The following is a 21763-nucleotide window of genomic DNA, read 5'->3' as shown; positions in this document are numbered from 1 at the left end:
ACGCCAGCGCGCAAGCGGGTGACGAAAGGGATCGGGGCACGGGCGATCCCGCCGTCGCCAGTCTTTCGGTCCAGCAGATCGCCGATGCCGGCATCGAGGTGACCCGGCCGACGGTGGGGGGCGTGGCCGGCGCCATCGAGTTGCCAGCGACGATCGAGGGCGATCCGCAGGGCGTGCAGGTCGTATCCGCTACGATCGGCGGCCGCCTGGTCTCGCTCACGCGGAATCTCGGCCAGTCGATCGGGCGCGGCCAGACGCTGGCGATCATCGAGAGCCGCGAGGCGGCATCGCTCAACGCCGCGGTCGAGGCCGCGGTTGCGCGGTCTGCGCTCGCCCGGTCTAGCCTGCGCCGCGAAGAGCAACTTTTCGCCGAGCGCGTATCGCCCGAGCAGGATCTCGTCGCGGCCCGAACCGCCGCGACCGAGGCCAGTATCGCGCTGCGTCTCGCGCGGCAGCAGCTGGCTGCCACCGGCGGTGGCGGCGGCGCGCTCAACCGCATCGCGGTGCGCTCGCCCCTTGCCGGTCAGGTGATCGCCCGGTCCGCTACGATCGGCCAGCAGATCGCGGCCGACGCCGAGCTGTTCCGCGTTGCCAACCTCGGCACGGTGTCGGTGACGATGTCGCTCGTCCCCGCGGACGCGGGACGCGTAAAGCCCGGCGCGCGCGTCGAGGTGACATCCGCGGGACGCCGCCAGGACGGCTGCGTCACCTTCGTCTCGCCGATCCTCGACGAAACCACGCGCCTGGTCCCGGTGATCGCGATGATCGACAATGCGGGCGGCACATGGCGCGTCGGCGAGACTGTCGGCGTCTCGGTCCTGCTTCCGGCCAGCGGCGACCGCAGCGTCGCCGTGCCCTCAGCCGCCGTGCAGATGATCGGCGACCGGCCGCACGTGTTCGTCCGCACCGCCTCCGGGTTCAAGGCCACGCCGGTGACGCTCGGCCGCACGAATGGCGGCGCCGTCACCGTCACCGCCGGCCTGACCGGCGAGGAGCGTATCGCCTCCACCAACTCGTTCACGCTCAAGGCCGAAATCGGCAAAAGCGCCGCGAAGGACGAGGACTAGACCATGCTCGCCCGTATCGTAACGCTCGCCGTCGAGAAGCGCTGGCTCGTCTTGCTGCTGACGCTGACCGCGGCGCTCGCCGGGGTCTTCGCGATCCAGCGGCTGCCGATCGACGCCGTTCCCGACATCACCAACAACCAGGTGCAGATCAACGTCGTCGCGCCCGCGCTCTCGCCCGACCAGATCGAGAAGCAGGTCGCGTTCACGGTCGAGACCGCGCTCGCCGGCATCCCCGGGCTTAAATACAGCCGCTCGCTCAGCCGGAACGGCTTTGCGCAGGTCACCGCCGTCTTCAACGAGAAGACCGACATCTATTTCGCACGGGCACAGGTCGCGGAACGGCTGCGGACCGCCGAAAAGAACCTGCCCGACGGCGTGACGCCCGAGATGGGACCGATCGCCACCGGGCTCGGCGACATCTTCATGTGGACCGTCGAGTACCGCGAACTCGATCAGGTAAATCACCGCAATGGCGAGCCCGGCCTGCAGAAGGACGGCAGCTATATCACGCCCGAGGGCGACCATCTCGTCACCGAACCCGACAAAGCGACGTATCTGCGTACCGTACAGGACTGGATCGTCACGCCCCAGCTCAAGAGCACGGCGGGTCTAGCCGGAGTCGACAGCCTCGGCGGGTACACCAAGCAATATCTCGTCGTCCCCGACATCCAGCGGATGGCAGCGATGAAGATCACGCTGCAGGACCTCGCCACCGCGCTCGAGCGCAATAACACGAGCGCCGGCGCAGGGATCGTCGACCGCAACGGCGAAGGTCTCGCCGTCCGCGCCGACGGCCGCGTCCGTAACGCCGATGAACTCACGCGAACCGTCATCGCCACACGCGAAAGCGTGCCGATCCTGCTCAACCAGATCGCCACCGTCCGCACCGGCCAGGCGCTGCGCATGGGATCGGCATCCGAAAACGGCCACGAGGTCGTCGTCGGCACCGCTGTCATGCGGATCGGCGAGAACAGCCGCACCGTCTCGACCGGTGTGGGCACGCGGCTGGAGGAGATTGGTCGGGCGCTCCCCGTCGACGTCGTGGTCAAGCCGGTGCTCAATCGCACCGAACTCGTCAACTCGACCATCGCGACCGTCGCCCGCAATCTTGCCGAAGGGGCGGTGCTGGTCATCGTCGTGCTGTTCGTGCTGCTCGGCAATTTCCGCGCGGCGGTGATCGCGGCGCTGGTGATACCGGTCACCATGCTGCTCACCAGCATCGGCATGCTGAAGGCGGGCGTGTCCGCGAACCTGATGAGCCTTGGCGCGCTCGACTTCGGCCTGATCGTCGACGGCGCCGTCATCATTGTCGAGAACGCCCTGCGTCGCCTGGGCGAGGCGCAGCATGGCCGGGATGGACCGCTATCGCTTCGGGACAGGCTGGATCTGGTCGCCGCATCGGCGCGCGAGATGATCCGGCCATCGGTCTATGGCCAGGCCATCATCATCCTCGTCTACGCCCCACTGCTGACGTTCACCGGCGTCGAGGGCAAGATGTTCGAACCGATGGCGCTGACCGTCATCATCGCGCTCGTCTTCGCCTTCGTCCTGTCGATGACGTTCGTGCCCGCGGCCATCGCAATCTGGCTGAGCAGACCGGTCGACGAGACGGAGAGCCGCATCGTCGCCTGGCTGCGTCGCCGTTACGAGCCGGGGCTCGGCAAGGCGATGAACCGCCCGGGCATGACGCTCGGGATCGCGGTCGGCGCACTCGCGATCGCCGGCGTCGCCTTCACCACGCTCGGCCAGGAGTTCCTGCCGCAACTCGACGAGGGCAACATCCTCGTACAGGCGGTCCGCATTCCAGGCACTTCCGTCGACCAGAGCCAGGCGATGCAGTTCCAGGTCGAGAAGATGCTCGCACGCCAGCCCGAGGTCCGTTTCGCCTTCTCGCGCACCGGGACGTCCGAGATCGCGAGCGATCCGATGCCGCCCAACGCCACCGATACCTTCGTCATTCTGAAGCCCAGGGCCCAATGGCCCGACCCGGGCCTCGCCAAGGCAGAGCTCGTTCACCGGATCGAGAGGCGGCTCTCGACGCTCCCCGGCAATGCGTACGAGATAACCCAGCCGATCCAGATGCGCTTCAACGAGCTGATTGCCGGCGTACGCGGCGACATCGCGGTCAAGATCTATGGCGACGACTTCGGCGGCATGAACGCCGCGGCCGACCGTACCGCCAAGGCCCTGCGCGGCACGCGCGGAGCGGTCGACGTGCGCGTCGAACAGACGGAGGGACTGCCGATGCTCGACATCCGTCCGAACCGCATGGCGATGTCGCGGATCGGCGTCACTGCCGGCGACGTGCAGGATACGGTGGCGGCGGCGATCGGCGGGCGCGAGGCCGGCCTGATCTTCGAGGGCGACCGCCGCTTCCCTGTCGTGATCCGCCTGTCCGAGGCGTCCCGCTCCGACCTGTCGCAAGTGGCGCAGGTGCCGGTGCCGACGTCAGGGGGCGGCTTTGTCCCGCTGTCGACCGTCGCCGACATCGCGGTCGTGGACGGCCCCAACCAGATCAGCCGCGAGAACGGAAAGCGACGCGTGGTCGTCCAGGCGAACGTCCGCGACCGCGACGTCGCCGGCGTTGTAGCTGACGCGCGCGCCGCCATCGACGCGCAGGTGAAGATGCCGCCTGGCACCTATGTCGAATGGGGTGGCCAGTTCGAGAACCTGGCCTCGGCACGCGATCGGCTGCTGCTCGTCGTCCCCGTCTGCTTCGTGGTGATCATGCTGCTGCTCTACGGCGGGCTCGGCTCGGTCCGCGACGCGGTGATCGTCTTCACCGGCGTGCCGCTCGCGCTGGTCGGCGGCGTGCTCGCGCTCGTGCTGCGGGGTATGCCGTTCTCGGTCTCGGCCGCGGTCGGCTTCATCGCGCTGTCGGGGATCGCCGTGCTCAACGGTCTGGTCATGGTGTCGTCGATCCACGATCTGATGGCCCGTGGCATGGACAGGGTCCGGGCCGCGCACGACGGCGCGCTCGCCCGATTGCGCGCCGTGGCGATGACCGCGCTGGTCGCCAGCCTCGGCTTCGTGCCGATGGCGCTCGGCCATGGCGCCGGCGCCGAAGTGCAGAAACCGCTGGCGACGGTCGTCATCGGTGGCTTGATCTCGGCTACGCTGCTGACGCTCTTCGTCCTGCCGACGCTCTACGCACGGTTCGGCGGCTGGAGCGCGTCGGAAAGTACAACCTCTGGGGACGAGCTTGATCGAGGGGAGGCGTGATAGGAGAAGACTGCTACACCCAAAGGCAGCCATCGACGCACCCTTCCCCGCTTCCCAACTTCGGACCCTCATTCCTCCGCCCGCGATTTTATCTGCTGACAGGTGCAACCGCTGCCCAATTAGACATTCCAAGTCACAACTTGGAGGGGGAAACCGCGAGTACCCCTGATACCACCGACTGTGTATCGGGGATCATGGAACTGACCTCATCCCCTCCAGCACTCAGGTCCGAAGCGGCCGACAGCCTGTCAATTTGGAGTAGCTGAATGGCAGACGGCGTAAGACAAGGGCGTGGCGGCATACCCGTCCGTCTGACCACCTGGCGCGAGCGACTAGGCGCGTTGCGGAATTTGCCACCCTTCCTCGCCATGGTGTGGGGTAGCAGCAGGGCTCTTACCGCCACGACGGTCGCCGTGCGGCTGGTGCGAGCGCTTCTGCCCGTCGCGACGCTATTCGTCGGCAAGCTCATCATCGACGAGGTCGTGCACCTTACCCATTTAGCTGCCCGTCCGGCTGGCCTCACGGGATGGCTGGGCTCTGGCCTGCTCGATCGGCTGGAGGCACTGCTACTGGCCGAATTCGCCTTGGCGGTCGCATCCGACCTCCTTGGTCGGATCGTATCGCTCGTCGACGGGCTCCTATCCGATCGGGTCAGCAATGACGCAAGCGTTAGGTTGATGGAGCACGCTGCAACCCTGGATCTCGCCGATTTCGAAGACGCGGCCTTCCAGGATCGCATGGACCGCGCGCGCATGCAGGCCAGCGGCCGCATGTCGCTGATGGGGCAGCTATTCGGCCAGGCCCAGGACATCATTACGGTCGTGACCTTCGCCGCGGGCCTGGTCGTTTACGCCCCGTGGCTGATCGTGTTGCTCGCTGTCGCTCTGGTGCCCTCATTCCTCGGCGAAGCGCATTTTAATGCACTCAGCTACGCGCTCAGCTACATGCGCACGCCCCAGCGGCGCGAGCTCGATTACGTGCGTCAGGTCGCCGCCAGCGCGGACACCGCCAAAGAGGTCAAGATCTTCGGCCTCAGCCCGTTTCTGATCGACCGCTATCGTACCATCTCACGCGACACGTACAGCGCGAGCCGACGGCTGGCGCTGCGCCGGGCAATTTGGGGCTCGGGGTTCGCGGCTCTTGGCACGATCGCCTATTATGCCGCCTACGCCTACATCGCCTGGCGCGCGGTAACCGGGTCGATCTCCATCGGCGACCTCACCTTCCTCGCGGCCTCGTTCCTGCGACTCCGCGGACTGCTGGAAGGATTGCTTACCGGCTTTTCCTCCACCGCCGGCCAGGCCTTGTACATCGACGACCTGTTCTCCTTCTTTCGGGCCGAGCCCGGCATCCGCTCACCGGAGGGAGCGCTGCCATTCCCCGATCCCGTCTGCCAAGGCTTTGTCTTCGAGGATGTAGGCTTTCGCTATCCGGGCGCCGAACGATGGGCGGTGCGGCACCTGTCCTTCGCGCTGGGACCTGGCGAGGTGGTCGCACTGGTCGGCGAGAACGGCGCAGGCAAGACCACGCTCGTGAAACTGCTGGCCCGACTGTACGATCCGGCAGAGGGCCGTGTACTGCTCGATGGACGCGACCTGCGCGAATATGATCTCGACGGTCTGCGCGCCGCAATCGGCGTAATCTTTCAGGACTTCGTGCGCTACAACCTACCTGCCGCAGACAACATCGCGGTAGGTCGTATCGAGGCGCGCGGTGATCGCGAGCGGATCGAGGCGGCAGCGTCCGCTGCGCTCGCCGACGGCGTTGTTGCCAAACTGCCCGATGGTTACGACCAGATGATCGGCAAGCGGTTCCGGAACGGCGTCGACCTGTCTGGTGGCGAATGGCAGAAGATGGCGATCGCTCGCGCCTACATGCGCGATGCCCAGGTGTTGATCCTCGACGAACCTACCGCAGCGCTGGACGCGCGCGCCGAGTACGAGGTGTTTCAGCGCTTCCGGGAATTAAGCGCGGGACGCTCGGCGGTGCTGATCTCGCACCGCTTCTCAAGCGTTCGCATGGCGGCCCGCATCTTGGTCCTCAGCGACGGCAAGGTGGAGGCATCAGGTACCCATGACGACTTGCTTGCTGCCGGGGGCCGTTATGCCGAACTGTTCGAGCTTCAGGCTGCGGGCTATCGATGATCCGCGGTGACCCCAAAAATGCCGCACAAACCGGTATAAACGATTTTGGTAAGGGGGCGGTCATTCATGTGGTCCCGCGTCCCTGGTAAACCATCTGACAAATCGCGTCGCATGCGCTGCCTGAGGAAGGCACCGAATGCCAATAGCAGCTTGACCAGCTGGAGTGCGCGGTCGACGCAGTCTGAATGACGGATCCGAAGGCAGCCACCCTTTCCCTGCTCGAGCGCCGCGCACCGGGGGCGACGATATGCCCAAGCGAAGTTGCCCGTTCAATTGCACAGCATTGGCGCAGCGCAATGCCTGCAGTTCACGAAGCTATAGACGAGCTAGTCAGCGACGGGCTGGTACAGCTTAGCTGGAAGGGACAGCCTCTTGCAAAGCGATCAGGACCGTACAGGATCCACAATCTTGGCAGCGATTGAAGCTGGGGCTTAGCTTGCGTGCTTTGCCCATGCCAGTATCAGACGTCCGCTCAATAACGTGATATTCAAAGCTGCGGCTGCGGCGACTCATACCCGGACGTTCACGCCGGTTTCATCGCTCCCCAGCTTCAACCATTCGTTCATCTTCCCAGCGCCGTGACGTTGCAGGTATAGCGACGGCACCCCAGCTTCCCCAGGAATGATTGTGTTCGGCTTCCTCAGTCGATCCGCAGTTCGTTGCTCAGGACAGCAAGCGCTGCGTCGATTTTCAGGCTTAGCTGTCCGAGTTTGGGCCAGACAAGGTGCAACGGCAGCCCCTCAGTGGCCTGATCCGGAAGCACCTGCACCAGCTGACCGCTTTGCAGTTCGTCCGTGACAAGCCAGGTCGCCAGCTGCGCAGCACCAAATCCAGCCTTGACCGCTTCTACCTGGGCTTCGGCGCTGCCCAGCACCATTCGGGCGGGCGCCGCGCGTAGCTCGGTACCTCCCGGTCCGGCAAACTTCCACGGCGAGATGCTGCCATCGGACCGTCCATAGGGAATGCCGGGGAGCAGCATCAGCCGCTCGATGTCGGTGGGCATGCCATGGCGGTCGACAAAGGCAGGCGCAGCGCAGAAGATGATGCGTTCGGTGCCGATGTGACGACTGGCCAACCCATCTGCCAGGATCTGGCTGGCTCCGATCCGGACCGCCACGTCGACACCTTCCTCAATGATATCGATCTTGCGATCAGTGAAGGTCAGATGCGGGCGCAGGCCGGGATGCGCCTCAAGGAAGCGCAGCAGGATCGGCATGACGCGGCGCCGTCCGAAGGTAACGGGCATATCGACTTTGATCCGCCCGACCGGCTCGGAGCCATGCGCCGCCAGAACCGTCTCCGCATCCGCCAGATCGCCGAGCACCCGCACACAGGTGGTGTAGAATGCAGCACCTGTGTCGGTCAGCCTCAGCGACCGCGTGGTTCGCTCGAACAGGCGGCAGTTCAGCCTTTCTTCGAGCCGAGCCACGCTCTTGCTGATGGCGGACACGGTGAAGTTCAGACGCTTCGCAGCCGCCGTGAAGCTGCCGAGGTCGGCGGCGGCCACGAACGCGTCGATGCCTTTCAGACGTTCCGATGGAAGCATCAGCCGGTTCCAATATTGTGGACTCGGAGGAAAGAGTCTTGTGAATTAATGCCGCAAGCATTGCCGGTACGTCAACGCCAAATGGATAGCCTGTATCGGAGGTTCCCTTGTCCACTATCGCACAATCAGTACCCGGCGCCGCGCAAGCCACGAAGCCGGGTGGCGGACTCGCCGTTCTGCTGCTTGCCATCTCGGCGTTCATTATCGTCACGACCGAATTCATCATTGTCGGTCTGCTGCCTTCCCTCGCACGCGACCTTGAGGTGTCGGTCGCCACCGCCGGCTGGCTGGTCACACTGTTCGCGTTTACCGTCATGCTGTTCGGCCCCGTGCTCACCGGGCTTGTCTCGCACTTCGACCGCAAGCGCCTGTTCATTATCCTGCTGCTGGTCTTTGCGGGCGCGAACGCTCTGGCGGCCGCTGCACCAAACATCTGGGTTCTGGCACTGGCACGCTTCATCCCGGCAGTCGCCTTGCCGGTCTTCTGGGGCACGGCCAGCGAGACTGCCGGCGAGCTGGCCGGACCCGAGCGTTCGGCCAAGGCTGTTGCCAACGTCTACATGGGCATCGCTGGTGCGATGGTCTTCGGCATCCCGCTCGGCACGCTGGTCGGCGATGCCTTTGGTTGGCGCGGTACCTTCTGGATTCTTGCGAGCCTGTCGCTGGCGATGGCGGGGCTGCTCGCAATGGTCATGCCCAAGGTTGCGAAGCCCGGACGCGTGCAGCTTGGCGAACAGCTTCGCATCCTGCGCAAGCCCGTGTTCCTTGCGAACCTCGCGCTGTCGGTGCTCGTATTCACCGCCATGTTCACGGCGTATACCTATCTAGCGGATCTGCTTGAAAAGGTGGCGGGCATCCCGTCGGGCGCGGTGGGCTGGTGGCTGATGGGCTTCGGTGTGGTCGGCCTTGGCGGCAATTGGCTGGGTGGGCACCTGGTCGGCCGCAGCCCGCTACAGGCCACTTTCATCGGTGTCGCGGTGCTGGCGGTCGGCATGGTGGCAACGGTACCGGCCGCAGGCAATCACGTCTGGCTGGGGCTTGCACTTGCGGTATGGGGGCTGGGCAACACCGCGCTCTATCCGATCTGTCAGGTGCGGGTAATGAAGGCGGCGGACAAGGCTCAGGCGCTTGCCGGTACGCTCAACGTGTCGATGGCGAATGCCGGCATCGGGCTCGGTGCCATCATTGGCGGGGCCGCGATCAGCAATCTTGGCATCGGCAGCATCGGCTACATCGCCGCTGCCATCGCCGTTCTCGCCATGATCTTCGTGCCCGTCGTGGCGCGTCTCGGCCAGCGGAGCGCGCAGGCGTGAAGCCTTGCCAAGCCCCTTCGTCGGTGACGCCGATTGCCGGTCCGCCCCCTCTTGCTTCGGTACAGGAACATCCGGGCTATGCCCGGGTATTCCAGGCGGATCGCCTGACATTCGGACTCATCGCGCCGTTGGAGGGATATCCCGACGCGCCGTGGCCGACGTTGGAGCGCCATCTCGAGGCCGCGCGTCAGGTGGACGCCACCGACATGACGGCGATCTGGTTGCGCGACGTGCCCTTCTACGACCCAAGCTTCGGCGATACCGGCCAAGTCGCCGACCCAATGGTCTATGCCGGATGGCTGGCAGCACAGACCCGGCGGATCGCGATCGGGACCGCAGGCATCATCTCGCCGCTGCGCGAGCCGCTGATCGTCGCAAAGCAGGCGGTCAGCCTCGACCGGCTGACCGGTGGCCGCTTCATCCTCGGCCTTGCCACCGGTGATCGACCGTCAGAGTTCGCGGCATTCGGCAGCGATATCGGCAATCGGGTGGAACGGTATCGTGATGCGCTGGCCGTGATCCGAGCGGCGACCGAACAGTCGTTCCCGCGGCACCAGTCCCAATTCTACGGAACCCTGGATGGGACGCTCGACATGCTGCCCAAACCCGTCTCTCCTCGGCTCCCCGTCCTTGCGATCGGGCGCGCCGGTCAGGACTTCGACTGGCTAGGCCGGAACACCGACGGCTGGATCTGGCATCTCAGCAATCCGAATCGGCTTGCTGCGGTCATCGCCGATTGGCGCAGCGGTGGAGATGGAAGCTTCCGTCCTTACGGCTACGGCACGATGTTCGACCTGAGTACTGATCCGGACGCACCGCTGCAGATTGGCGGGGCAGGCATGCGGGGTGGGCGCAAGGCGCTCGTCCAGCATTGGCTGCGTCAGCGGGACGAGGGCGTAAACCACGTCGCGCTCAACCTGAAGCCGCTGCGGCGGCCGTTCAGCGAGGCGATCGACGAGCTGGCAGACCATGTGCTGCCAGTTTTCAGCGTCTGATTTTCGAGGCGGGCAGACGGTTCTGCCGCTCAACCGTTCCCGACACAGCGTTCCAGACCCTATCACGATCGGATACCAATCATGCCAACCGACTTCGACCGCGCCGACAACCAGCATCGCCCCCCGTTGGGAGAGACCCACACGCCGACGACCAAACCGCTGATCGTTACCCCGACCTTCGTCAGTCGCGTCGACGACACGGCGCGCGGTGATCGGCCGCAGGATTCAGGCTCGGCCAAGAGCCGGCACGGGCATGAGGTGCATCTGCCCAACTGGCGTCCGGGCGCGCTTGCGATCGTGGGCGATCCCAACCTCGCCTTCGAGCATTGGGACGAATATTGGCGCAAGGTTCACGGCCCCAAGTTCGCCTGGGACGAACCGGGCAGCTCGTCGGAATTGGTGGTGCGCTACGATCAGCTTCACCGGATTGCATCCGGGCCGTCCTCGGGCTTCCCGCTGCCCTATCGCGCGATGATCGATGAGGACGGGCGGCTGCCCTTTGATCCTTGGAAGCGCGTCCCCGAGTTCAAGCGTCCACGCTGGGACGGCCTTGCGTACATCGCCTATGCGCAGGAGGCGGATATCGAGCGCACCCTGGGGCAGGACAAGTTCAGCAAGCGGATCATTGCCGACGAGCAGACCGCCTTTCGCATGGTGACGCGGGAGGTCACGGAAGAATATATCCTGATCCCCAGCGAACGGCATCGCGACGCCATCAGCCTGGTGAAGATCCACATGCGACGACCCGAGATGTCGCGCGAGGAGTTCCGGGAGCGGATGCTGCGCGAGCATGCGCCGCTCGTTCTCGCCCAGCCCTTCACAGGGAAATTCGTACGCCGCTATGCCCAGCTTCACAACATCGGTTCGACGCAGAAGGACCCTGAGGGCAGCAAGATCGACGCCGCATCGGTGCTGGCGTTCGGATCAATGAACGACGTCGAGGATTATCTCCTCAGCGACGATCATGCCGCAATCCAGGCATCCGAAAACGCGCTGGCAGGGGATGGCTCGGAATGGTGGACTGCGATCAACTACAGCATCATCAACCGCCTCGCGCCTGAAGTTGCAACAGCAATCTAGCCGCGAGGCATCATCACAGGAGGATACCATGCGAACATATCAGGCAGCGGTCGTGGGCGGACTTTTCGCCGGATTGGTGACGACGGCGGTAATGGTTGCAGGCCGCAAGAGCGGCGTGCTGACGAAGACGCTTGATCGCGATGCAGTCGACTGGATCGACGACGTCACCGGCTCTCGCGAGGTCATCGGAGATACCGGCACCAGCCTTGTCGAGTTCGGTAATCATCTCGGTGCGTCCGCGGCGTTCGCCCTGGCAGTACCGACGCTTCGCCGCGCCGCGCCGACGCTTTCGCCGGTGGCGATCGGCGCGGCGTATGGAACGGCGCTTTATGCCGTGAACATTGCCGGGATCGCACCCTTGCTCGGCATCACGGAGGGCGAGATCCAGGCCGGTCCGCGCAAGGCGCTCGAGCGTTGGGCCGTCCATGTCATCCAGGCTGTCATCACCACCGTGGTCGCCGATCGGCTGACCAGCGAACATTCGTCTTGAAACGCTAAATTGTTGGCGATGCGTTGGTCAGGACTCAATCGTGCCGACCTGTGGCAAATCCCTTAAGGGCATTCTAGCGCGAGAGAAGGATGCGACGGGAATTGTCGACCGACGAATGAGCAACGGGATTGCGGCACTGCAACTTTTCGCAGACGGCGGGGCAAGCTGATTAATTCAGCGGCACTACCGTTTTTGGGATGTCGCTAACGGAGGCGCTTCAAGCGTCCAAGTGTGGGCGTGTTCGGCCGCGTTGCCTACGGCGGGCTAGACCCATTCCCGGTAATTCAGACTGGACTCGCTCCGCTCCAGAATCGGCCGTTTGTTCAGGTCTATTCGGAAGTTCAAATCAGGTAGCCAGCCACGGCCCGGTCTCCGTGACTGGCTTCCCTGCCGACCTGATCAGGCGGCGATCTCCTCAATTTTTTGAGCAGCGCTCGCCATCGCGGCTTGATCCTGCTCCGGTCCGTAAGCGATGCCCTCCGCTCGGATCACCTTAACGTCCAAGATGCCAAGAAAGCTGAAGATCGCCTTGAGGTAGGTCGACAGATGATCGTACGCGGCGAACGGTCCTTGCGAGTAAATTCCGCCCGACGAGAGGACGAGATAGACCTTGCCGCTGAGCAAGCCGCGTGGTCCCTCGGCCGTGTAGCTGAAAGTCTGCCCGGCGATTGCCACATGGTCGACCCAGGCCTTCAACGTCGAGGGCACCGTGAAGTTGTACATGGGCGAGCCGACCACTACCACGTCCGCCGCCTTGAGCTCGTCAACCAAAGCCTTGGATCGGCTCATCGTCTCGGCCAGCTTGGTGTCGCCGGTGTTCTCAGCCGCCCAGGCATGCCGGATTGTCATGTCCACGTGCGGAAGCTGGTTGGCGACGAGATCGCGGTATGCGATTGTCGAACCGGGATTGGCCGTTTTGAGCCGCTCAACGAGTTCCCTTGAGAGGCGGCGTGTATGCGAGGCAGCGCTGTCGCTCGCACTGGCATCGATGTGCAGGATGTTCATAGGATCAGCTCCGGTCTGGAAAAGTGACCTAGACCAGCTATGTGACCTGACGCACCCCGCCAAGAAGGCATTTCCACAGGACCTAGTCACATGGAGCTGACCACCCCCAAGCCCGTCCACGTCGAATGCAAACGGTTCAGCGGTGTTCTCAGCCTGATCGGCAACAAATGGACCGTAATGATTGTAATGACGCTCACAGAGCGGCCGCGGCGCTTCAACGACATCAAGCGTACCATCGGCGGCATTAGCCAACAGATGCTCGCTCGAACGCTGCGTGCGCTTGAACGCGATGGTATGGTGGCCCGCACCGTCTACCCAACCGTGCCGCCTCAAGTGGAGTACGCCCTCACGGCTCTTGGCTGCTCGTTGGCTGATCCGATCCGCGAACTCGGATACTGGGCCGGCGCACACATCGCGGAAATCGAAGGCAACCGGTCGGCGTTTGACGAGGCGAGAGACAGCCAATAGCCCGCCAAATTCGCAAGCACCGAGCCTCGACAGCATTACCACGCGCGGCAAGACGACCCATAATCCGGCACTTAAACGGGCTCTGGCGCTTCCCAAATTCCGCCGTTTATTCAGTCTCCAGATTTTTAAGCCTTACCATCTCACAGCCGACGCTATTCGGTAAGCTGCACCGCATCGCTGGCCGTCGCGTACCTCGTAGATCGATATCTCGAAGCTAGGAAATAGAATGACGGAGCTAAGCTTCGGTAGATCGCTTCGCAAATGCTCTCGCCGGTCATCCGATGAAAGACAATTCAGTAACTAATGTCTTCAGAAATCAGTTCGACAAGCTTAAGTTTCGTTTGATTGGCAGCCCGGAAGCGGAAGCCGAACAGGCGGTGGAACGCCAGCGCAAGCTGGCTGAGGTCCTTGCGCGGCCGCAACAAGAGAAGTTTAGGTGCGAAGTCTTCGCCCTGTGGGGCGCGCGCTGCTTGATCAAGAAGTGCGAGACTTTGCCTGCTCTGGAAGCTACGTATCCGGAAGAGCGGGAAAGGCCAAGGTCTTGCTGCAACGCTTCGCAAGCGAAACCTTTGTTTGGTGGTTTAATGAACACGTGGTTGGGCGGCGAGCTCGCTACCCCAAAGACGCTAAGACCGATAATCGGTCATTTTTGCATGGGCTTGGGCTTAATAAGTTCTGCCATTCATTCATGAAGATGAACGGCAGAGCTCGGGAGCCAGTCCGCTGCTTAACCTCAGTCGAACTTAAAGCGCACACCAAGCGCAAAGGTTCGGTCGATCAGCAGCGTGCTGGAGTTGAACTGCTCAGGGTTACCAACATTGCCGAACTTGTAATAGCTCTGCTGCTTTGCCTTGGTTAAATTCACAGCGTCGAAGGTCAAGCCAATATCGTTATTCACATTCAAGGTGAGCTGGAAGTCCAGGCTTTTTTCCGGCGCGCGCCAGAAGCCGATCGGGTTGGCAAACGCCCGGGCTTCGTTACTCTGCAAGAACCCTTTGCGCCAGACGTACGATAGACGCGCACCAATCGGACCGTTGTCGTAGGCCAGCGTCGCATTGTACGACAGTTTCGATACGCCGAAGAAGGCCGACTTCGTCGAACCCGTAATCTCGCCGACAGCGTTGGTAAGCGGAATGGTCTGTTCGGAATCCAGGATCGTAGCGCTGCCGGTGACACCCAACCCGTTCAGCGGACCAGGCAGATAGGTCGGGAAATAGGTCAGACCCAGTTCGACGCCCTTCAAGACGCCGTCCGAGGCGTTCACCGGACGAGTGATGTTGAACAATTCGGTATAGGTTTCATTGCGCGGTAGATAGTTGTTCGGGATCGCTTCACGCACTGTGAGCGGCACGACCAGCCCGTCGATCTCACGACGGAAGGCTGTTACGTAGATCGCGCTGTTGCGTTCGAAATACCATTCGACCGCCAGATCGATATTCTTCGAGTGCGTCGGGGTAAGGTTTGCCGTTCCCGACGTGCCCGAACCGAAGCCGATGCGCGACAAGTCGCCCGTCAGCACTGGATTGGGGTTCAGATCGCCGAAACTGGGACGCCGGAGCGTTTCGCCATAGTTGAAACGGACGCGCAGATTATTCGTGATCGCATAGCGCGCGGTAAACGAGGGTAGCCACTTCTCCGAACCGGTGGACACGCTCGTCCGGGCAAAGTTGGCACCGCGATCAAAATAGTCATAATCGGTATCGATCGCGACATAGCGTACGCCGGCCTGCAGCTGCAGCGGACGCCCGAAGATGCTGACTTCGCCATCGGCAAGCGCATAAGCGGCCACGTTCTTTTCCGAGATGCCGAACACCTGGCCGAAGCTCAGCTGATCGGAGAGCAATAGGCCGGGCGCCACGGCGCGATACAGCGTGCGGACGGCGTCGCGGTCCATGCTGCGCGGATCGGCCAGCACCCAGCTCGTCGGAATGTTCGCCTGACCGTCGAAGAAGCCGCTGTTGGTGAAGGGTTTGCCCTCGCCGAACGCCGCCAGCGTGGTGCCCAGCCCACCCGCGCCCTGGTCGCGCACGTAATTGTCAGCCTTGCGATCATCGAACCGGAAGCCCGTCTTGATGCGCCGCAGGAATCCTTCGTCCCAGCCATATTCGCCATCGAGCATCATTGTCAGCGCGCTACCGGTATTTTTGGTACCGCTGTCGAACAAATTACCGATCGTCCACGCCGACGCGTCGGTCAGCACGGACTGATTGCCGAAGCTGTAAGACGGCAGCCCACCGCCCGCGTTGAAGTCCACGTCGATGTCGAGCGGCCCGCGATCCGTGCGGATGGCGAAGAACGAGGTCTTGTTCTTGCTGTCCTGATACGCGATGTCGGCCGAGATCTTGCCGCGATCCGCCACGTCCCACTTGGCGTTTAACGCATAGACATAGCTGTCGGTCTTGCTGGTGCCCGTGTCGCCGCTGTTGAACCCCGCGACCGATCCGACCTGACGCGACTTGATGATGTTCGTCCCGTCGAACAGCTCAAAGCTTGCTCCAGGATTGGCCGGCAGGTCGCCCCACCAGTCGACGAAACTGAAGTTCAGGCTGTTGAACGTCTTGCCCTTGAAGCCGGTGTAGAAGACTTCCGCCGTGTAGACCGAACGATCGTTAGGCGCCCATTGCAGCGCTGCATTGAACGCGCGACGTTCGCGCTTGCCGTAGACATCGGACGCGATGACCGCGTCTCTCGACAGATAATACGGCGTATTCACGCCATTGATGTTGAGCGTGGAGCCCGGCGCGGTGGGCAGACCTGCATCCAGGCCCGGCGTCCAGTTCTGGTTCCTGTCACCCGGGAAGATCCGCTGCAACGGGGTAAGGCCCGAACCCGCCGCCGGGTTTTCCGTTGCGAACGGCACCATCGCGCCAGCCTGCAAATTCTGGTTGCGGAATTGAGCGCGCGTGTAGCTGCCGTTTACGAGCAGCCCGATATCGCCAATGCCGGTTTTCCAACGGTCGCTGATTAACAGCGCAGCGTTTGGGTTCACCTTGTCAGCGAGTTCCGAATAGAGTCCACGTACGAGGCCCGATATCGTGAAGCCGTCAAAATCGAGCGGGCGCCGGGTCTGAACATCGATCTGCCCGGCCAGGCCCGTTTCCAGCTGGTCAGCCGAGCGGGTCTTGTAGACGTCCACCTGCTTGACGAGGTTCGCCGAGATATCCTGTAGGGCGAATGACGTGCCGGCCGCGGTGAAGATGTTGCGCCCGTTTAGCGTCGTCAACGGATCGGTCAGACCTCGGATGGTGATCGTCGCCGCTTCGCCGCCGGCGCGATCAGTGACCTGAATACCGGTAACACGCTGAAGCGCTTCGACGACGTTATTGTCGGGGAGCTTACCGACATCTTCCGACACGATCGAATCGACAATCTGGATCGAATTCTTGCGCACGTTAAGCGCACCGACGATGCTGGCGCGGACACCTGTCACAACGATGTCAGCGTCGGTCTGATCAGTGGCAGTCTGGTCAGTCGCGAACTGCTCAGCCGCGGGCGGCGTCTGGGCAGTGTTGTTAACGACGCCCGCGGGCGTACCGGTCGCTGGCAGGCCGTTTTGATCCTGTGGCGCGGTCGGCACGGCCTGCGCATGTGCGGGGGCTCCCAGCACCAGCGCTGCGATCGATGCGGAACACAGAATTAATGATTTCATCGCCATCTAGCCTCTCCCTATCATGTCTATCCGACCTTATTGGCAGTCGGTATTACTCGGACATTCGTTATGATCGGAAGGACGTTAAAGCAAGGGTTATTTGGCCGACTACTCAGCAGGATATTTCAGCGAGGACTGAGGCGGTACAATGCGGCGCCGTGCGGTGGCAGGCTTTTTACTAGCGTACCCGACGCCCTTTCCAGATCGCGTCGTATCCAAAGATCACGGACACCGACCGGTCCGTTCAGGCCGATCATGTCGAGGCAAAACCGCACAGATCGCCGAGATTTGTCGGTGTTAAATAGAGCGAGATAGCGGTCTCGCGATCCCGGCACACGCGCCGACCAGACCCGAATTCCGTCGGCGACGAAATGCGGCTGGTTGTCGTAGCTTGCTTGATTGACCGCTATGACCTCAGGGTTGGTGAGAAGGTCGAGCGTCGGGCGGTCGAGATGACGCAGGTCGCCGCCCATAATCAGCGGCGATCGCGCAATCGACCACAGGGTCATCAGTGTGCGCTGTTCGTCGGGCGTAAACTTGGTGTCGCGCGCGCCCAGCGCCAGACGCCCAAGCGGGAGCATGTCCGCATCGGGCCAGCCGCCAGGTACGCGGTGCGGGTTCCAGTTCTCCAAGCGGGTGAACTGCGCTTCGAGCAACGGCCACTCGTCCCAGAAATCGTCGCTGATCCGCCACATCTGCGCAAAGCGGCGAACGTGATCGGCACGGGATAGGGGCGTTTCTCCGGGCGACAGGCTCAGGATGATCGACCGCTTAGTCGCGACGATCGCGGCATGTGCAGCTTCGATCTCGGGGGCATGCGCGTCATAGGGGCGACTCATGTCGTCCATCTTGACCAAGTCGACGCCCCAGGATGCGTAGAGTGCGAACACGCTGTCGTAATAGGCTTGTGCGCCGGGCTTACGCATGTCGACGCCGTACATGTCCGGGTTCCAAGCACAGATGCTGGCGGTGTCGGCGATTTCGCGCGCGCGGTATTTCGTCCCGAACACCGGCAGGTTGTGCTCCACCGCCAGTCGCGGAATACCGCGCATCAGGTGGATGCCGAACTGCAGGCCGAGCGCGTGCACCCGGTCGGCGAGCGGGCGGAAGCCCTTGCCGCCGGCGCTCGACGGGAACCGGTTCGGCGCGGGCAGCAACCGGCCATAGCCGTCCATCGCCGGGGTCGACTTGGTCGCGTAGGTGTAGCTGGTCGCCCCAGGCTCGTACCACTGAATATCGACGGTGAAGACATCATAGCCCGACGGCAGCAGCTTCTCCGCCATGATCGTCGCGGTCTCGATCGCCTGCGCCTCCGTGATCGTCGTCGCAAAACTGTTCCAGCTGTTCCAGCCCATTGGCGGCGTCGGCGCCAAGAGCTTCGAGCCAGCACTTGCGCCAGCGCCGATCGCGGCCGCGGGTACGGCTGCGGCTCCTGCTGCAAGGAACGTCCGGCGATCGAGACCGCTCACCGCAATGGGCCGTTGGCAACCGGTTCGCCGAAATCGGGGGTGCCGTCGGGCTTGTACGTGAAGGTCTGGACGCGGGTGTGGCGGTTGGGATCGAACAGCGGGTCGCCCTTGATCGCCTCATAGTCGCGCGCGTGATAGACCAGAATATCGCGGCCGCGCTCGTCAACGGTGAAGCTGTTGTGGCCAGGCCCGAAGACCTTGTGCGCTGGCGAGGACTTGAACACCGGCTTCGGCGATTTCGTCCAGGCTGCTGGATCCATGATATCGGCATCGTCGCGCGCGGCCAGCATGCCCAGGCAATAGCGCGCATCGGTCGCACTCGCCGAATAGGTCATGAACAGCTTGCCGTTGCGCGCCAGCAGCGCCGGAGCCTCGGCGACCTTGAAGCCGCGGATCTCCCAATCAAGTGTCGGCACTGCCAGCCGCGCGGGCTTCGCCGCCAGCGTCAGCGGGGTTGCGAGCGGTGCGAGATAGAGGTTGCTGTTGGTCTCGATCCCCGGCTCGCGCTGTGCCCAGGCGAGATAGCGCGTGCCGCGGTGAACGAAGCTGGTCGAGTCGAGCGTGAAACTGTCCCACGGCGTCGTCAATTGCCCCAGCACGGTCCAGTTGCCGGTCATCGCGTCGGGTCCGTCGCAGACCACCGCGAAGGTGCGGATACGGAAAACGTCCTCGCCGCCGCCGCTCGGGCCTGCCGCGAAATACATGATCCAGCGGCCGTCGATCATGTGCAGCTCGGGCGCCCAAAGAAAACCGGACATCGGCCCGGTTTTCTCATGCCGCCACAACACGCGCTCCTTGGCTGTCGACAGCCCTGCTAGCGTGCGCGAGCGGCGCAGTACGAGCCGATCGTATTGGGGCACCGAGCCGGTCATGTAATAATAGCCGTCGGTGTGCAGAAAGACCTGTGCATCGGCACGCTGGCGGACCAGCGGGTTGACCGGCAGCGGCGCAGTGACCGCAAGCCGCGCGAGGGCGCCGCTTGCGGTCACTGCGCCGGCACCGGCCAGGAACAGCCGTCGTGTGAAATTCATCATCATGGTCGGTTCTCCGCAATTGGCCAGCCATCTGCACCCCAGGCGATCGGTGCGATGCGCAACGTCGGGGTGCCTTTGGTCTGGGAATCATAGGCATGGTAGACGACATAGTCCTTGCCGTCGGTATCGTGCATCACGCCGGGGTGGCCGGGTCCGCGAAAGCGCTGCGTTTCCTGCAGGTCGGCGCGCAGGAAGATCGTCCCCCCGCCCTGCATCATCGCGCTGCCGTCCTTGCCGAGATACGGGCCGGTGATCGCCTTCGATCGGCCGACGACCGTGTAATAGGTGCTGTTCACGCCCTTGCAGCAATAGTCGTAGCTCGCGAGCAGCCAGTAATAGCCGCCATGGGCGATGATGAACGGCGCCTCGACCGGGGCGGGTCCGCTGGCTGGTGCGGGGCGGCGCGCGATCGCGTGAGGCTTCTCTACGGGGTCGAGTAGCTTGCCGGTCTTCGGGTTCAGCGCGAACAGCTTGATGCCGGTCCAGAAGCTGCCGAGCGATAGCCACTCGCGGCCCTGCGCATCGACGACATGGTTGGGATCGATCGCGTTGAAATCGTCCTTGGGCGTCGACATTACCACGAGCCCCTCGTCGCGCCAGCCATAGTCGGGCGCCTTGGGGTCGAGCGTCGGGCTGGTCGCGAGCCCGATCGCCGAGCGGTTCGAGCCGAAGGTGGAGACCGAATAATAAAGCCGGTACCGCCCGTCCCTGCTGCGCGAGATGTCGGGTGCCCACATCCCCTTGGTGCCCGGCACCGCTTTGGTCGCCCAGTCGGGCAGGCGCGACAGCGGCGGCGTACCCGCGGTCCAGTGGACCAGATCGGGCGAAGTGCGCGCGCTCAGCATCTGGCCGTCGAGCCCGGTGCCGTAGACGTAATAGGTATCCCCCGCCCGGATCATTACCGGGTCGTGAACGGGCAAGATATCGCCGGTTAGACTGGCATTTAGTGTCGGCGGCGCATCAGCGGTTTGCGCCAGCACGCTACTCGCGAGCGTCAGCGCGATCAGCCCGGTCGCCCATTTCGATGCGGCCATCGTCTCTCTCCCGGTAGGTACGCCCGCCGGTTGCTCCGGCGGGCGTCACGATCACTTCAGTTCGAGCATCACCACCGACATTGGTGGCAACGTCACCGACAGGGTGCCACCGCTCAGGCTAGCGCCAGTGAATGCCTTCGGTGCGACCGCGTTGGGCGCCTCGAAGGTGTTGAGCGCAGTCATCGTCGGCGCGGTCAGCACCTGCCCGGTGACGGTCTGCGCCGTCACGCCCGGCAGCGCGGCGGACACGCTGGTAGGCTTGTTCGGATCGAGGTTCGAGAGCGCGATCCGCACCACGCCGTCCTTGCCGCGGACGGCAGATGCGCTGACCGACGGCATCGTCCACTGGTCCTTGTTGTACCAGGGCGACTTGATGTCGATCGGCAGGACAATGCCGTCCATGTACGGCTTGTACATCGCGAACACGTGATAGGTCGGCGTCAGCACCATCTTGCTGCCGTCGGTCAGGATCATCGCCTGCAGCACGTTCACCATCTGCGCGATCGCGGTCATCTTCACACGGTCGGCATGCTTGGCGAAGATGTTAAGGTTGATCGCGGTGACCAGCGCGTCCCGCAGCGTGTTCTGCTGGCGCAGGAAACCGGGGTTGGTGCCCGGATCGCCGGCATACCACGTGCCCCACTCGTCGACCGCGAGCCACATCGTCTTCTTCGGATCGACCTTGTCCATGATCGCCGAATGTTTGGTGATCAGCTCGTCCATCCTGAGCGTCTCGGACAACGTCTCGGCCCAGCCGCGCTCGTCAAACACGGTCGCGGACGCACGTGGCGGCCAGCCACCGGGGATCGTATAGTAATGCAGCGACAGCGCATCCACCTTGCCGACCAGTTCACGCGCCATTGTCTCGGTCCAGTGATAGTCGTCGACGTTGGCGCCGCTCGCAATCTTCATGACGCGCGTATTTGCGGGCGCCTTGATGAAGGTGGCGTAACGTCGCGTGACGTCGGCGGCATACTCCGCGCGCATGTTGCCGCCACAGCCCCACAGCTCATTGCCGACGCCGAAATACGGCACTGCCCACGGCGCCTTGTGGCCGTTTTTTGCGCGTTCGTCGGCCAGAGCGCCGGCGGGCGAGGTCATATATTCGACCCACTCCGCCATTTCCTGCGGCGTGCCGTTGCCGACGTTGCCGGCTATGTAGGCTTCGGCGCCCAGCTGTCCGGCAAGCTCCATGAACTCGTGCGTGCCGACCGTATTCGGCTCGGTCACGCCGCCCCAGTGCGTGT

General features: G+C 63.4%; 16 protein-coding genes and 1 pseudogene. 10 read left to right on the top strand and 7 right to left on the bottom strand.

The annotated features are described in order from the left end of the window. The 4 genes from sphst_RS04220 to sphst_RS04205 form a co-directional block, all read left to right on the top strand. Positions 1-1067, top strand: a 1067-nt coding sequence (locus sphst_RS04220) for an efflux RND transporter periplasmic adaptor subunit (RefSeq protein WP_107045208.1), incomplete at its 5' end; no start/stop codon positions are given. Between the two features lie 3 nt (positions 1068-1070). Then, a complete protein-coding gene (locus sphst_RS04215; protein ID WP_051916191.1) occupies positions 1071-4289 on the top strand; it encodes an efflux RND transporter permease subunit in 3219 nt (1072 codons plus the stop codon). 266 nt (positions 4290-4555) lie between these two features. Then, the gene (locus sphst_RS04210) at positions 4556-6433 is read left to right on the top strand and encodes an ABC transporter ATP-binding protein (RefSeq protein ID WP_051916190.1); all 1878 of its coding nucleotides are present in this window, start codon (positions 4556-4558) and stop codon (positions 6431-6433) included. 185 nt (positions 6434-6618) lie between these two features. Beyond that, on the top strand, positions 6619-6855 hold the full coding sequence (locus sphst_RS04205) for a DUF3253 domain-containing protein (protein ID WP_081877404.1): 237 nt from the start codon (positions 6619-6621) through the stop codon (positions 6853-6855). 218 nt (positions 6856-7073) lie between these two features. On the opposite strand, the gene sphst_RS04200 is transcribed toward sphst_RS04205, so the two are convergent. Then, complete coding sequence (locus sphst_RS04200; RefSeq protein WP_031393042.1) at positions 7074-7979, bottom strand: LysR family transcriptional regulator; 906 nt, start codon at positions 7977-7979, stop codon at positions 7074-7076. Between the two features lie 107 nt (positions 7980-8086). On the opposite strand from sphst_RS04200, the gene sphst_RS04195 reads away from it, so the two are divergent. The 4 genes from sphst_RS04195 (at position 8087) to sphst_RS04180 (ending at position 11857) form a co-directional block, all read left to right on the top strand. After that, positions 8087-9292, top strand: a complete 1206-nt coding sequence (locus sphst_RS04195) for an MFS transporter (RefSeq protein WP_031393041.1) — start codon at positions 8087-8089, stop codon at positions 9290-9292. Between the two features lie 23 nt (positions 9293-9315). Beyond that, positions 9316-10287 (top strand): LLM class oxidoreductase, encoded by a 972-nt coding sequence (locus tag sphst_RS04190; protein WP_051916189.1) that lies wholly within the window; start codon positions 9316-9318, stop codon positions 10285-10287. Positions 10288-10368: 81 nt separating this feature from the next. Then, positions 10369-11367 (top strand): EthD domain-containing protein, encoded by a 999-nt coding sequence (locus tag sphst_RS04185; RefSeq protein WP_081877403.1) that lies wholly within the window; start codon positions 10369-10371, stop codon positions 11365-11367. Positions 11368-11395: 28 nt separating this feature from the next. Further along, positions 11396-11857: a hypothetical protein gene (locus sphst_RS04180; RefSeq protein ID WP_031393038.1), complete on the top strand. Its 462-nt coding sequence runs from the start codon at positions 11396-11398 to the stop codon at positions 11855-11857. A 399-nt stretch (positions 11858-12256) separates the two neighbouring features. On the opposite strand, the gene sphst_RS04175 is transcribed toward sphst_RS04180, so the two are convergent. Further along, on the bottom strand, positions 12257-12862 hold the full coding sequence (locus sphst_RS04175) for an FMN-dependent NADH-azoreductase (protein ID WP_031393037.1): 606 nt from the start codon (positions 12860-12862) through the stop codon (positions 12257-12259). A gap of 90 nt (positions 12863-12952) precedes the next feature. On the opposite strand from sphst_RS04175, the gene sphst_RS04170 reads away from it, so the two are divergent. Further along, on the top strand, positions 12953-13330 hold the full coding sequence (locus sphst_RS04170) for a winged helix-turn-helix transcriptional regulator (RefSeq protein WP_031393036.1): 378 nt from the start codon (positions 12953-12955) through the stop codon (positions 13328-13330). A 281-nt stretch (positions 13331-13611) separates the two neighbouring features. Then, the gene (locus tag sphst_RS20285) at positions 13612-14022 is read left to right on the top strand and encodes a hypothetical protein (RefSeq protein WP_159043500.1); all 411 of its coding nucleotides are present in this window, start codon (positions 13612-13614) and stop codon (positions 14020-14022) included. 41 nt (positions 14023-14063) lie between these two features. Here sphst_RS20285 and sphst_RS04165 read toward each other — a convergent pair whose 3' ends face one another. The 5 genes and pseudogenes from sphst_RS04165 to sphst_RS04145 form a co-directional block, all read right to left on the bottom strand. After that, the gene (locus tag sphst_RS04165) at positions 14064-16985 is read right to left on the bottom strand and encodes a TonB-dependent receptor (RefSeq protein WP_031393035.1); all 2922 of its coding nucleotides are present in this window, start codon (positions 16983-16985) and stop codon (positions 14064-14066) included. Between the two features lie 119 nt (positions 16986-17104). Next, a complete protein-coding gene (locus sphst_RS04160; RefSeq protein ID WP_031393034.1) occupies positions 17105-18448 on the bottom strand; it encodes a glycoside hydrolase family 27 protein in 1344 nt (447 codons plus the stop codon). 2 nt (positions 18449-18450) lie between these two features. Beyond that, positions 18451-19479: pseudogene (locus tag sphst_RS04155) on the bottom strand (glycoside hydrolase family 43 protein); the annotation flags it as partial. A 2-nt stretch (positions 19480-19481) separates the two neighbouring features. Further along, on the bottom strand, positions 19482-20516 hold the full coding sequence (locus tag sphst_RS04150; RefSeq protein ID WP_031393032.1) for an arabinan endo-1,5-alpha-L-arabinosidase: 1035 nt from the start codon (positions 20514-20516) through the stop codon (positions 19482-19484). A 51-nt stretch (positions 20517-20567) separates the two neighbouring features. Continuing rightward, positions 20568-21763: alpha-N-arabinofuranosidase (locus sphst_RS04145; protein ID WP_107045207.1), on the bottom strand; the 1196-nt coding region annotated here is incomplete at its 5' end.

This window comes from Sphingomonas sp. STIS6.2 (assembly GCF_000732685.2).
In the GTDB taxonomy this organism is placed as follows: Bacteria; Pseudomonadota; Alphaproteobacteria; order Sphingomonadales; family Sphingomonadaceae; genus Sphingomonas; species Sphingomonas aerolata.
Note: the sequence above shows the minus strand (reverse complement) of the source record. Positions and strands in the feature narration are given on the sequence as shown.